Origin of the sequence: Fischerella thermalis PCC 7521 (genome assembly GCF_000317225.1) — a bacterium.
In the GTDB taxonomy this organism is placed as follows: domain Bacteria; phylum Cyanobacteriota; class Cyanobacteriia; order Cyanobacteriales; family Nostocaceae; genus Fischerella; species Fischerella thermalis.
The window spans coordinates 140,726-153,838 of sequence record NZ_AJLL01000061.1; the positions used below are offsets into that span (position 1 = coordinate 140,726).

The 13,113-nt window shown below is 41.0% G+C and carries 13 protein-coding genes, 1 tRNA gene and 1 pseudogene; 10 read left to right on the forward strand and 5 right to left on the reverse strand.

Annotation, left to right across the window (positions count from 1 at the left end):
• Window positions 1–12 precede the first annotated feature (12 nt).
• Window positions 13–633: a pentapeptide repeat-containing protein gene (locus tag UYK_RS0113425; protein WP_009457247.1), complete on the reverse strand. Its 621-nt coding sequence runs from the start codon at window positions 631–633 to the stop codon at window positions 13–15.
• A gap of 430 nt (window positions 634–1,063) precedes the next feature.
• A pseudogene (locus UYK_RS26780) lies at window positions 1,064–1,587 on the reverse strand (DUF981 family protein).
• Window positions 1,588–1,823: 236 nt separating this feature from the next.
• On the opposite strand from UYK_RS26780, the gene UYK_RS0113440 reads away from it, so the two are divergent.
• The 3 genes from UYK_RS0113440 (at window position 1,824) to UYK_RS0113450 (ending at window position 4,899) form a co-directional block, all read left to right on the forward strand.
• On the forward strand, window positions 1,824–2,696 hold the full coding sequence (locus UYK_RS0113440; RefSeq protein ID WP_009457244.1) for an S-methyl-5'-thioadenosine phosphorylase: 873 nt from the start codon (window positions 1,824–1,826) through the stop codon (window positions 2,694–2,696).
• Window positions 2,697–2,844: 148 nt separating this feature from the next.
• Window positions 2,845–4,059: a DUF790 family protein gene (locus UYK_RS0113445; protein ID WP_009457243.1), complete on the forward strand. Its 1,215-nt coding sequence runs from the start codon at window positions 2,845–2,847 to the stop codon at window positions 4,057–4,059.
• Between the two features lie 438 nt (window positions 4,060–4,497).
• Window positions 4,498–4,899, forward strand: coding sequence for a hypothetical protein (locus UYK_RS0113450; RefSeq protein WP_009457242.1), 402 nt, complete (start codon window positions 4,498–4,500; stop codon window positions 4,897–4,899).
• A 73-nt stretch (window positions 4,900–4,972) separates the two neighbouring features.
• On the opposite strand, the gene UYK_RS0113455 is transcribed toward UYK_RS0113450, so the two are convergent.
• Window positions 4,973–6,319, reverse strand: a complete 1,347-nt coding sequence (locus UYK_RS0113455) for a Mur ligase family protein (protein ID WP_009457241.1) — start codon at window positions 6,317–6,319, stop codon at window positions 4,973–4,975.
• Window positions 6,320–6,519: 200 nt separating this feature from the next.
• Between UYK_RS0113455 and UYK_RS0113460 the strand changes: the two genes are divergently transcribed.
• Both UYK_RS0113460 and UYK_RS0113465 read left to right on the forward strand, forming a co-directional pair.
• The gene (locus tag UYK_RS0113460) at window positions 6,520–7,161 is read left to right on the forward strand and encodes a ThiF family adenylyltransferase (protein WP_009457240.1); all 642 of its coding nucleotides are present in this window, start codon (window positions 6,520–6,522) and stop codon (window positions 7,159–7,161) included.
• Between the two features lie 26 nt (window positions 7,162–7,187).
• On the forward strand, window positions 7,188–7,427 hold the full coding sequence (locus UYK_RS0113465) for a hypothetical protein (RefSeq protein WP_016871556.1): 240 nt from the start codon (window positions 7,188–7,190) through the stop codon (window positions 7,425–7,427).
• A gap of 263 nt (window positions 7,428–7,690) precedes the next feature.
• Here the strand turns inward: UYK_RS0113465 and UYK_RS0113470 are convergent, their stop codons facing one another.
• The gene (locus UYK_RS0113470; RefSeq protein ID WP_016871557.1) at window positions 7,691–8,470 is read right to left on the reverse strand and encodes a TrmH family RNA methyltransferase; all 780 of its coding nucleotides are present in this window, start codon (window positions 8,468–8,470) and stop codon (window positions 7,691–7,693) included.
• A 62-nt stretch (window positions 8,471–8,532) separates the two neighbouring features.
• Window positions 8,533–8,615, reverse strand: a tRNA-Leu gene (locus UYK_RS0113475).
• A 103-nt stretch (window positions 8,616–8,718) separates the two neighbouring features.
• On the opposite strand from UYK_RS0113475, the gene UYK_RS26145 reads away from it, so the two are divergent.
• From UYK_RS26145 to UYK_RS0113495, 5 genes are all read left to right on the forward strand, one after another.
• Window positions 8,719–8,859, forward strand: a complete 141-nt coding sequence (locus UYK_RS26145; RefSeq protein ID WP_157221824.1) for a hypothetical protein — start codon at window positions 8,719–8,721, stop codon at window positions 8,857–8,859.
• A gap of 39 nt (window positions 8,860–8,898) precedes the next feature.
• Window positions 8,899–10,287, forward strand: a complete 1,389-nt coding sequence (gene murA, locus UYK_RS0113480; protein WP_016871558.1) for a UDP-N-acetylglucosamine 1-carboxyvinyltransferase — start codon at window positions 8,899–8,901, stop codon at window positions 10,285–10,287.
• 231 nt (window positions 10,288–10,518) lie between these two features.
• On the forward strand, window positions 10,519–11,394 hold the full coding sequence (locus UYK_RS0113485) for a M48 family metallopeptidase (protein WP_009457236.1): 876 nt from the start codon (window positions 10,519–10,521) through the stop codon (window positions 11,392–11,394).
• Between the two features lie 202 nt (window positions 11,395–11,596).
• Window positions 11,597–12,502, forward strand: a complete 906-nt coding sequence (locus UYK_RS0113490) for a putative selenate ABC transporter substrate-binding protein (protein ID WP_009457235.1) — start codon at window positions 11,597–11,599, stop codon at window positions 12,500–12,502.
• Window positions 12,503–12,608: 106 nt separating this feature from the next.
• On the forward strand, window positions 12,609–13,100 hold the full coding sequence (locus tag UYK_RS0113495) for a hypothetical protein (protein WP_009457234.1): 492 nt from the start codon (window positions 12,609–12,611) through the stop codon (window positions 13,098–13,100).
• Window positions 13,101–13,113: the final 13 nt, after the last annotated feature.

Genomic DNA, 13,113 nt, shown 5'->3' on the forward strand with positions numbered 1-13,113 from the left:
ATCCCTTATTCCCTATCTCTTAAGATCTACTCGAATTGTACCGTCAGGCATAATTGTTTCATAAAATTTTGCATTCTTAAAATTGGCATTTTCTAGATTAGCTTCACTGAAGTTTGCTGCCATGAGATTAGTCCATTTTAGGTCTGCATTTGTTAAGTTAGCTTGATTAAAATTAGCTTCTATTAAAACAGATCCACATAGCTTTGCTTTAGTGAGATTTGCTCTGACTAAATTAGCTTCTACTAGTGATGCTTCAATTAATTGGGCTGCACTTAAGTCCGCTTCCCTTAAATCAGCATTACATAGAGAAGCACCCCACAATTGACTATCACTTAATTGTACTCGCCACAAACAAGCTCCACACAAATTTGCTTGGGTTAAATCAGCTTGACTTAAATCAGCATCACAGAAATTGACTTGTTGTAAATTTGCTTCCCTGAGATTTGCACCAGTGAGTATCGCCCCACTCAAATTCGCACTACGTAAATCTGCTCCTTTGAAGTTTATTCTGCTTAAATCAATTCCTCTGAGATCAATTCCGCTTAAGTCACATCCACTAAAGTCTCTACCTTCTATATTTTTCTCTGTAATTTGGCTTAAAACTTTCTCTTGCTTGTCAGCATGGTTTTGCATCTGATTTACCTCTAAATGTGCCTAGATGTAGTAGTAGGGGCAAAGCATTTATTGATAAATTTTTTATAAAAAATTGTCATTTCAATGCTTCGCTCGCAAATTAGCTCTGAGTTTTTACTAGTAATTAATGGTCAAAGTAACTCCGTATTCCGAACTATGAATTCCCAATTCAGGTGGTTTCATACTCGTATTCGGAACAAGTGTTAAGTTTTGCCCTGATGATATATATGTATCTTGAGATTACACCCCAAAAGCTTACAAGCTGGGTAGCAAATCGAGAAAAAATAGAAAAAAATCTTTTAGCGATTGTGAAAGCCATAATAGTACGTTCTCAATGTAATTCTTTTGTCAAAATACCCTGATAAGCATCAGGAAACTTTTATAAAAGAGAACTTCTGCTACCAAGGCGATCGCTACTATTGCTACAGCCTTATGGGGTTCGCATTGGTAATGGCTGCCAGTTAGAATAGTCTGCTAGATGATTCCAGTATGGAAGATAACCAACAAAAGCAAAAACTAGAGCAGCAATTACTAGTAATATTGCACCAAATAACTGCCATTTACGATTTGTTTTCAGATACAGCGTTGGTGCAGCACAAACTCCACCTAACCCCGTTAAAATAAATCCAATGCCTGAGAGAAGTAGATTTCGCGTTAAGTTGAGATTAATGATACGTACCCCAATCACAATAGCAGCCAGTCCAGCAAAAAAGCATAAACTGCTACTGTGAGTAAATCCCATCCCAAAGCCAAAGCTAAGGAAGCAGACAAAAATAAAATACCGAATAATACTGTCATTTCAGCATAGGCAATCTTGAAAATTCCTCGTACTGGCCAGGTAAAAGTCATGTGTAAACCAGTAACTAGGGCGATCGCCCCTGTCAGTCCAAATCCGGGAATCCAACGTTTTTGATAAGCGTGATCTAAACCAAAATACACATAGCCAGCTAGAATCTGGAATCAGAGTGTTCTACCATCAACTTGTAATTGATCATAACCGCTGTTGCCACCAACAGAAAATCTATCTGTGTCCATCGGTGTCCATCGGTGTTCGATCTACAAAAAATGATTTTTGTTCTCTGTTAAGAATTCTCTCTTCACAATTAAGCTTATAAATCAAACCGGATTCCTATAGACACATTTGCTATTAAAATAACTTGGCACAGCAATAAAGCTAGAGGCTAAAAATAATGACAGAAGCTCGGATTGGAATTATTGGTGGCAGCGGTTTATACAAAATGGATGCCCTTAAAGACGTAGAAGAAGTGAAAGTTGATACTCCTTTTGGTTCACCTTCTGATGCTGTCATCTTAGGAACTTTAGATGGAACACAAGTAGCATTTTTAGCTCGTCATGGTCGTAATCACACGCTTTTACCTTCAGAGTTGCCATTCCGCGCCAACATCTATGCGATGAAGCAATTGGGTGTGGAGTATTTAATTTCAGCAAGTGCTGTGGGTTCTTTGAAGGAAGAAGCGAAGCCATTAGATATGGTAGTTCCTGATCAATTTATTGATAGAACTAAAAATCGGGTTTCTACGTTTTTCGGAGAAGGAATAGTTGCTCACATTGCCTTTGGTGATCCAGTTTGTCATAATTTAGCTGGAGTATTAGCAGATGCGATCGCTTGTTTGAATCTACCAGATGTTACCCTGCATCGTGGCGGTACTTATGTATGTATGGAAGGACCAGCATTTTCTACTAAAGCAGAATCAAATCTTTACCGCAGTTGGGGTGCAACAGTAATTGGAATGACAAATTTACCAGAGGCGAAATTAGCAAGGGAGGCGGAAATTGCCTATGCAACTTTAGCACTCGTAACTGATTATGACTGTTGGCATCCAGACCATGATAGTGTGACAGTAGAAATGGTAGTAAATAATTTACAACGCAATGCTGTCAACGCCCAAAAAGTAATTCAAGAAACAGTGCGGCGCTTGAGTGATAATCCACCACCTAGTGTTGCTCATTCAGCATTAAAATATGCAATTTTGACACCATTGGATAAAGTGTCAACAGCAACAAAAGAAAAATTAGGATTGTTGTTGAAAAAGTATATTTAATTGGGCGTTGCTGAATCAAAATATGAATTTACAATTTACGGGTGTGTAGAGTAGAGACGTAGCATTGCTACGTCTCTGATAATATTAATCAAATTCAAGCTACGTCTCTGATAATATTAATCAAATTCAAGTTAGTTTAAAAGCCTAAATGTTACCAACAGATTTACTCCATCATCACCAAAATGGAGAAGAAATTATTCCCAAAAGATTAAAACTGGATTCTAAAAATATAGAGTTAGCCAACGAATTAATTAGTTCTTTTCAAGAAGCAGTTGGAAAGACTCAAGGTACGCTAGAACGTCAATTATTAGAATTAGAAGGTGATACCACTGACTATAAAGTGAAACGGGGTTTAGCTTATCTACTTAAAAGTGGTTTTTGTACGTTTGAAGTCATCAGTCCCCTAGAACCCCAAATGTTAAGAGAAAGGGTGTTTGCTTTAGCAGCTAAATCTGTTCCCAGTCCAGAATTAACACAAGTGACATTAAAAAATATAGCTGATAATTTAACTCAAGAACTCGGACGAGAAATCTTACCACAGCAAGTCCGTGATGGATTGTATGCTGACTTATCAGAAAATAGGATTCTCACGAATTTTGAGCCACCAAAACCAGAAGAATTGTTACACAGGTATAATTTATCACAAGTGCAAGGTGTATTTTATAGAGCCAGTCAATTAGTATTAAATGCTCATCGGAATGTTCCTGGGGAATACAAGCTTTTATTTCGCTATTTAAAATTATTTCAATTGATGGCATATATAGAAGGTGATGCCGACCACGGATTTACAATCACGATTGATGGACCGACAAGTTTATTTAATCCTAGTACAAGATATGGTTTAGCGATCGCGAAACTTATTCCAGCTTTATTGCATGTCACCAAATGGAGTCTTTCTGCAACACTCCAAGTCCGCGATTTTTATACAGAAACCTGGAAGACTGGACGTTTCACCCTCAATTCTGAGTGTGGCTTAGTGACTCATTACCCACCGGGTAAACCTTATGATAGTATGATTGAAGCATCATTTGCTGATAAATGGAATGCACTTAAAAGTTGTTGGGCATTAGAGCGAGAAGTCGATTTAATTCCTATTCCTGGTAGTGTGATGATTCCCGATTTTCGGTTAGTGCATCCCGATGGACGCAGTTTTCTCTTAGAAATTATCGGTTATTGGCGACCGGAATATTTACAAAAAAAGTTTGCCCAAGTCCGGCGCGCTCAATGTGATAATTTAATTTTGGCAATTTCTGAACGTTTGAATTTGGATAAAGTCGGCGTCAAATTAAACGATGTTCCGGCTAGAATAGTTTGGTTTAAAGATAAATTGTTGCCAAAATCCATATTAGCTGTTATTGAGTAAAATCCACAGTTCGTAGTAAGCACTTTGGTGCTTAAGAAAACATTAGCTGATGTAAATTGAAGCCATGTCCAAAATCGTTTTTGTTATCGAACACCGATGGACACCGATGAACACTGATAGATTATTGGTGTGTATTTTATAGTTTTACATCTGATGTCAATTAATCATTACTTATAGAGAAGCGATACAAATAATCCATCTGTGTGCATCGCCTTGCACTGTGTTCGTTTTCCAAATATCTAGCGCTTTGCGATTAACTCCAGTAGAAGAGGTAACGACGTTGGTATTAGTGCAGGCGCGGAGGTATTAGGCAATATCCAACTTTCTTAAAAATAAAGAATTCATAATATTAGAGATCGTACTGAGCTAAAAAATGTCACTATAAATGAGACACTCAAATGTAGCAGTCAATTGATTTACAATCAGGGAAACTGACCTATGGATTGCAAAACTGCAACTTTAGTCTACCAAAGTGAAAATCATCTGGAAAAAATCCAGGAAATTTTTCCAGAAGCTTGGAAATTCTTAGAAGAAGTATCTTTTGCTTACGTTCAGAAAAAGCCAGATAAATTTGATGCTGCTGTCAAAGAAATAGTTGGTGAAACACCTTTCCAGTTTAGAATGGTTCACCGTGACGACAGAGACCAACTCACAAAAGACCTTTCTGATTTATTAGGAGATATTACCTCAAGATTACTGCTAGAAAAACATTTTTCAGAAGTAGTTGGGCAGCCAGTATTTTTTAGTACTATTTGTTGTAACAGTCATCTTACTTCTGACCATGAATTAACTTTGGAAGAAGTTTTACCTCTACAGCGGGCAGCGGTGAAGTTACAATAAGGGTTTAGTTGTTGGTTGTTGGTTGATAGTTGTTTGGAACAACGAACCATCAACCAGCAACAAAGAACGAAATTTAGCGAATTTTCCTACCAGTTAGTACTTCCCGTACATCCAGCATGGCTGTGTAGGTAGGTAAGATGTGCAAGGTTTCATGATCTGGGGTATGTTCCAAAGCTGTGTTGATAGCTTGTTGCAAATTTTCTTGGACAATCAACTTACAAGTATTTTGAGGTGCGGGATCGCTGTAGCGGAGACGGAGAGCCATATCATAAGCGCGATCGCCACTCACTATAAGAGTTCCTCCCCGTTGGACTAGTTTCTCTGTATCTACATCCCAAATCCAGGATACATCCTCGCCATCTTGAATGCGATCGTTTAATACTAATAGTGTTGTTTTATGATGACTTTGAGTCACAACTCGAATAGTTTCATTCGTTCCTACAGGATTTTTTGATAATAAAATTCGTACTTGTTTGCCATTAATATTTAATTCTTCCGCACGACCAAAAGCAGGTTGAAAGTTAGGTATAGCATCACGAATAGTCGCTTCCTCAATCCCCAATTCCATGGCAGCAGTAGCAGCTGCTAAAGTATTATATTTATTGTATAAACCAATGAGAATTTGCGGCCATCGGCTACTATCAATTGTTGGTTGGTTTCTAGTAAAACCACAACTGGGACAAGTATATTCGCCCATATGAGACAAATAAACGCCTTTATAGTCTAAGGCGTGTCCGCAACTGGGACAATAGATAGAATCAACAGCATGGGGAATCGATTCTAGATAATTTTCTGGTTCGTTCAAACCAAAAAATGTAACTCGTTGCTGAGATAACTGCTGACCAAGATAGCAAATCGTTGGGTCGTCAGCATTAGCAACAATAATAGTTTCAGGAGGTAAAGTGGCGATCGCACTCCCCCAGCGTTTACTAATTGTGTCTACTTCTCCATATCTATCCAGTTGATCACGAAACAAGTTTAAACAGACAATCAGTTTTGGTTGAATCGGGGCTAAAACCCTGGGTAGGATATTTTCATCCACTTCTAAAATGGCGTAATCTACATCTAGCGAACCTACCAAATTCGCACTTTCCATTAACGCTGTCATCAAGCCATTTTCTAAATTTGCACCCGTGGAATTATGAGCAACACGAAAACCTTGACGTTCTAAAATATCCCGTAAAAACAACGATGTGGTAGTTTTACCATTCGTACCAGCAACTAGAATCACCCCATTTTTCACCTGCTGACTCAACAATGGTAACAAACGGGGTTCAATGCGACGTGCGATCGCACCAGGTAGAACAGACGCCGCACCCAAATTTAGCGATCGCACCATTAAAGTCACGCTTTTAGCTATGGAGACAGCCAAACCCAGCCGCAGTTTATCTTTGAATTGAATTTTGTTTCCCACAACCATATCCTAATCGGCAATTTAATATGCGTGAGTTTAGCGAATCCTGGGTAAAAATACCAGACAATTCATATCATGTCTGCTTGAGGACTCAACATTATCCGTTAGGGTCGATAATTGGTAATTGGTGATAGTTAGTTATTTGCTTTGCGCCCTTATAGTAGATGGTGGTCAGTTATACCCAAAATCTAAAATCCTCTTAGCAAATGAGTAATGCTTTTTTTCACGAACAATTGCAGCGCACGCCAGCACTAATGTATAAACTGCGGGACTTTTCCATTACCATTTGTGGTGCTGGGGCTTTGGGTGCAAATATCACTGAAAATTTAGCCCGTTCCGGTTTTGGCAAGTTACGGGTAATAGACAGAGACAGAGTTGAGGAACGTAACCTTTCTACTCAACCTTACTACCGTTCTGATGTTGGCGCATACAAAGCTAAAATCCTCACCAATAATCTTTACCGTGCTTTGGGTGTCACAGTCGATGGACGTCCGAAAGAATTAACATCAGCCAATGTAGGACAATTGTTAGCAGATAGTGCTTTGATTATTGACACCTTTGATAACAGCAGCAGCCGACAAGCTGTGTTTGATTACTCTACTAATTCTCAAATACCTTGTCTACATGTAGGTTTGGCTTCAGATTATGCAGAAATTATCTGGAACCAAATTTATCGTGTACCTTCACCTGCTAATGATGATATCTGCGACTACCCCCTAGCACGCAACTTGGTTATCCTCGCAGTTGCAGTTGCTTGTGAAGTTATCGTTAACTTTGTAGCTACAGGAAAGCAGGAGAGTTTTACTGTTACCTTAGCTGATTTTGCCGTTCAGCCTTTTAACGTATAAAGTTAGTACAGATTGGGAATTAAATTATGGAGCAAAATCAGCATGAACAGCGCCGCGCCGCTGATCAGGAGTTTCAAAAATCCCTAGACCAACTGCAACAAATTTTACAAAATGATTCTACACAAACAGAAGAGACACCCCAATCCCCTAGTGATCATGAAGGCGATCGCCAAATAGCCGAAACTTCCTCAATCATTGATTTAGATGTGTGGGAAGACGCAGTTGCTGATATCGACCAATATTTGCAGCAAAAAGGAAAAAGTTGATTGTCAATTGTCATTGGTTAGTAGTTAGTGGTTAGTAGTTAATTGTTGGTTGCTTACTACTCCACCCTAGGGGAAGCCGCGCAAAGCGCACCGCAGGTGCTTCATCCCGGGAAACCCGTCCACCGCACTGTCTTGTCTACACAACCTTCACACCCCACCCTTACCTTAAGCCGCGCAGAGCGCATCTACACACCCCTCATACCGCTCATACCCTCTTCCTAAATTTTGAATTTTGAATTGTTTTCTCCCCATCTCCCCATCTCCTACCCCCTTCTCTGTCTTCGCGCCTCGTACAACATCAATGCAGCTGCGATCGCTACATTCAGTGACTCTACCCCAGGATTGAGAGGAATGTTTACGCTTGTATCTGCCATTGCTGCTAATTCTGGCGACAAACCAGCACCTTCGTTACCCAATAAAATCAAACTTGGTTGATGCCAGTCTACCTCCCAGTAAGTTAAATGTGCACTCGGCAGGGTTGCGATCACTTGCATTCCCGCCTGTTTAGCTTGCATGACTGTCGCTTTTAAATCTGGACTCACTGTCATAGGCAGACGAAACCATTGTCCGGCGGTGGCTCGTAATACCTTAGGATTATCTAAATCTACACTATCTCCACTCAGCCACAATCCACTCGCCCCAGCTGCTGCCGCAGTGCGAATAATTGTACCCAAATTACCAGGATCTTGCACTGTTTCTAAGGCTAGTACCACACCAGTAAATGGTATGGGAGTTGGAGCAACATCCCGTTTCGCCAGCGCCACAACTCCATCTGGTTGTACCGTGGTAGCGATCGCCGCCATCACTTCTTCACTGACAATTTCTGCGCGATCGCTCTTTTGACAAGCCTCTTCCCATAACATCGGATGGGATATTTGCCACTGTTGGGTACAACACACCACTGCAAGCGGATAGTTTACTGCACAAGCTTCCTCCAACAAGTGTGTTCCCTCCAGTAGAAACAATTGCTGCTTATGCCGTTCTTTGGCAGCATGGAGTTTTCTAATTTGCTTAACTAGAGAATTTTGTAAACTTGTCAACACAATTTTAGATTTTGGGTTTTAGATTTTAGATTAATCGAAAATCGCAAATCTAAAATCTCAGATGCGGAACCCGGGACTTGAACCCGGAAGCCTTGTGGGCACTAGAACCTGAATCTAGCGCGTCTGCCAATTCCGCCAGTTCCGCTTGCGAAGTTATCTAATGACCGTTTTCTATTATTACTACATTTTTCATAGGTGTCAACTAAGAATTTGAGTGGTTGGTGGTTAATGGTTGTACCAGAGGTGCCATGGCACGTCTGGTACATTGGTTAGTAGTTAGTTGTTCACCACTCCCTCCACTCCTCACACTCCCCACCTCCCCGACTTTTGCGAGAAATCTACTTGCAGATGTAATGCAAGAATGTGGACAAATTCAATCTTTCCTGTAGAATCAAAACCGACTTAAAATTTGTAAAATTTATAGTTTTTTGGAGGGTAGGCTTATTAATCCTTCTAGCAGCTTACCAGATGCTAAATTGTCATCTGTTGCAGACTCCTCAGTCTTGCAGATCTGTGGTGGGTATCCGTTGCAAGGCCATGTCAAAATCAGTGGGGCGAAAAATTCAGCACTAGTAATTATGGCTGGAGCCTTGTTGTGTTCGGGAGACTGTCACATCCGTAATGTACCTTTGTTAGCGGATGTAGAGCGGATGGGTCAAGTATTGTCGGCTTTGGGTGTTCGCTTGCAGCGAAATGGTGATCTTTTAGACATCAACGCTAGTGAAATTACTTCATCTAAAGCTCCTTATGAACTAGTTACCCAGTTGCGAGCCAGTTTTTTTGCAATCGGTCCTATCCTAGCGCGCTTAGGAGTAGCGCAGATGCCATTACCAGGGGGTTGTGCCATTGGGGCCAGACCAGTGGATCTCCATGTGCGCGGACTACAAGCAATGGGAGCCGAGGTACAAATTGAGCATGGTATTTGTAATGCCTATGTCCCTGGCAAAAGCCGCCGCCTGAAGGGAGCAAAAATCTACCTAGATATTCCCAGTGTGGGAGCCACAGAAACGCTGATGATGGCAGCGACTCTGGCAGAAGGTGAAACAATCATCGAAAACGCTGCCCGTGAACCAGAAGTTGTGGATTTGGCAAATTTCTGTATTGCCATGGGGGCAAAAATTCAAGGTGCAGGAACGAGTACGATTACAATTGACGGTGTTCCCAAATTACATTCTACGGAGTACAGTATTATACCAGATCGCATTGAAGCAGGAACTTTTCTAGTGGCGGGGGCAATTACCCGTTCCGAACTGCTCCTCTCACCAGTAGCCCCAGATCATCTAGTGCCAGTGATTTCCAAATTGCGGGAAATTGGTGTGAGTGTGGTTCAAGAAACACCAAACTGCTTACGTGTCCTCAAATCCGAAAGACTGATAGCGGCAGACATTGAAACCATGCCCCATCCTGGCTTTCCTACGGACATGCAAGCGCCGTTCATGGCTTTATTAGCGATCGCAGAAGGCGATAGCCTAATTAATGAAACCGTATTTGAAAACCGTCTGCGTCATGCCTCAGAGTTAAACCGCTTAGGGGCAGACATTCGTGTTAAGGGTAACACTGCCTTTGTACGGGGAGTACCGTTGTTATCTGGCGCACCTGTAATTGGTACTGATTTACGAGCCGCAGCAGCTTTAGTTGTTGCTGGTTTGGCAGCAGATGGTAAAACTACTATTCAAGGACTGCGCTACCTTGATCGCGGCTACGATCGCCTTGATCTCAAATTACAGGAGCTAGGAGCAAAAATCCAACGTTTACCTGGTTCAGAGGTAAAAACAGAAATTGCCCCTAGCAGTATCAATCCTTTGGTTAGTAGTTAGTAGTTGGTAGTTGGTAGTTGGTTGCTAAATTGTTAACCATTCCCCACTAACCACTGACTACTAACTAATGTACAGACGTGCTATGGCACGTCTGGTACAACCACTAACTACTAAATACTAATCACTAACCACTAACAAACAACTAATAATTCTTCTCGCTATACTAGGCTTTGTAGGGCTGGTATCAAACCAGCTCCATTACAAACCTCACAACTTCCAACTGGCTTTGCTATGTTATCCTCCAAAACTCAGCTAATTGGTCTGAAAGCAGACTCATTTCGTCACCCGCTAGATCTAGAAGCAACCAAAGCGCTGAAGCAGATTCCCGGTATAGATATGATGGTGCGGAATTTCTTGGGGCCAGTGGCTGAGCAGTTATTTTATGTGGAAAACATAGCATCTAGTATTTTGGTAGGTGAAAACCAATTACCACATTTACACAAACTACTATTAGAAGCTTGTCATATTTTAGATATGGAGCCACCACAGTTGTATATCAGACAACATCCGGCTCCGAACGCTTATACTTTTGCGATGCGGGGGAAGCAGCCTTTTGTAGTGCTGCACACTTCCTTAATTGACATGCTTACACCAGAGGAGACGCAAGCAGTCATTGCCCATGAACTGGGACATCTCAAGTGTGACCATAGTGTTTACCTGACACCAGTAAATATATTAATTTTGGCGGCAGCGACTTTACCTAATATTGGTGCGGTTATTGCCCAGGCAATCCAGGCACAACTTTTAGAATGGGTACGCTGTGCTGAATTTACATGCGATCGCGCTGCATTATTAGCAACCCAAAACCCTAAAGCTGTGATGTCTGTGTTGATGAAATTAAGCGGTGGTTCACCGACTCTCGCACCACAGCTGAACCTAGATGCTTTTATTGACCAAGCCCGCGCCTACGATGATATCAGTAAAACTGAACTGGGCGAAATGGTCAAAGCCACTCGGACAGCACAACTAACCCACCCAGTACCAGTACTGCGGGCGCGAGAAATAGATCGTTGGGCAAGCAGCAAAGAATATGAAAGTTTGTTGCAAAATCCGAAACTAGAGTATGGTAGCGAGTCCAAAACAGTCGGCAGATGGCGTAACTGGTAGATACTGATTCAGACCTCGCGGATCTGAAGCGAGTTGGGTGTGTAAAGCTATGACGTACTACTTTTGGGTGGCGCGTCTAGCTTGGGCCATAACGCATCCTACAGAAGATTTGCTAAATGTGCGATCGCCACTCATGTCATAGTTGGAATTTCAGAGATAGGATTGTACAATCCTAATCTTGAGAGAAAAGCAATTAAAGGCAATGAAAAAACTTTTGTTCTCTGGATTATTACTAATCTTACTCCCATTAGCAGCTTGTTCTGATGCTTCCCAAACCAGTGCTGTAAAAAAAGTCCAGCCCTTAGTCACAGGTGCAATACCAGACCAAGATCCAGAGAAGTTACAGCGCCAGTATACCAAGCTAGCAGCGTATTTGCAGAAGGAATTAGGCGTACCTGTCGAATACAAACCTGTGACTGATTATACTGCAACTGTGACAGCCTTTAAGGTGGGAGACTTAGATTTAGTATGGTTTGGCGGATTGACTGGTGTACAAGCAAGATTGCAAGTACCAGGTGCAGAAGCGATCGCCCAAAGGGATGTAGATGAAAAATTCCATAGTGTTTTCATCGCCAACAAAAAAACAGGTTTACAACCATTCAAAAATACTAATGACCTCCAAAAACTCAAAGGCAAAACCTTTACCTTTGGCAGCGAATCTTCTACCTCTGGGAGATTAATGCCTCAATATTTTCTGGAAAAAGCAGGCGTCAAACTTACAGATTTTAAAGGTCAACCAGGCTTTTCTGGGGATCATGATAAAACTATCAAATTAGTAGAAGCAGGAACCTATGAAGTCGGTGCTGTAAATGAAAAAGTGTGGTCAAAACGTGTCGATTCCAAAGAAGTAGATTTAAATAAAGTAGAAGTTATTTGGCGTACTCCTGCTTATTATGACTACCATTGGGTAATTAACCCCCAGGTCAAACAACGCTACGGCGAAGATTTTGTCAATAAAGTTCAAGCTGCTTTCTTGAAACTAGACCCCAAAGTGCCAGAACACAAAGAAATTCTCGACCTATTACAAGCAAGTAAGTTTATTCCTACCAAGAATGAAAACTACAAACAAATTGAAGAAATTGGTCGGCAAATTGGGAAAATAAAATAAGATTAATGTCAATAGCGAACAAATATTTCTGGAAACAAGAGTTTAACAATTGAATTTACTTATTAGTAGTGAAACCCAATTGTACAAAATTGGGGGAATTGATCATATGGAAAAAGGTTTGAAGAAATTGCTGCAAGATATAAATTTGAAACAATTTGCTTTTACAAAAAGGTTATACCTGCTATTACTACTGTTAACAAGTGTACTGGTACAAAGCTGTGAATCCAAACCAACAGCCAAGTTAAGCGTCAATTTAAATGTGAATGGATGTTCAACTCAATACCAAACAAACCTCTGGACTGGTAGCCCAGTTACAGACTTACCAACCCTTGACCGCGTAAGTAGTGAAACCACAGAAATTACTGGATGCGGAATAGATGAGTTAGAGTACTCATTTAATGTTTCACCCATAGTCGCAAAGATAGAGTTTGAAATCGATGGAGAGGAAGTAACAGCTTTTGTACCAATGCAAAAAGGTGTCACTACTCCTCAACCCTTTATCGATGGCGATATATCTCTAGAAAGTATTAACGTCAAGGTAGATTTTCCTAACGGAAACCCGCCTGCTGTTGAGGGTTTCTATCGCGTTTCCAAGTAACAAGATTCAAGTT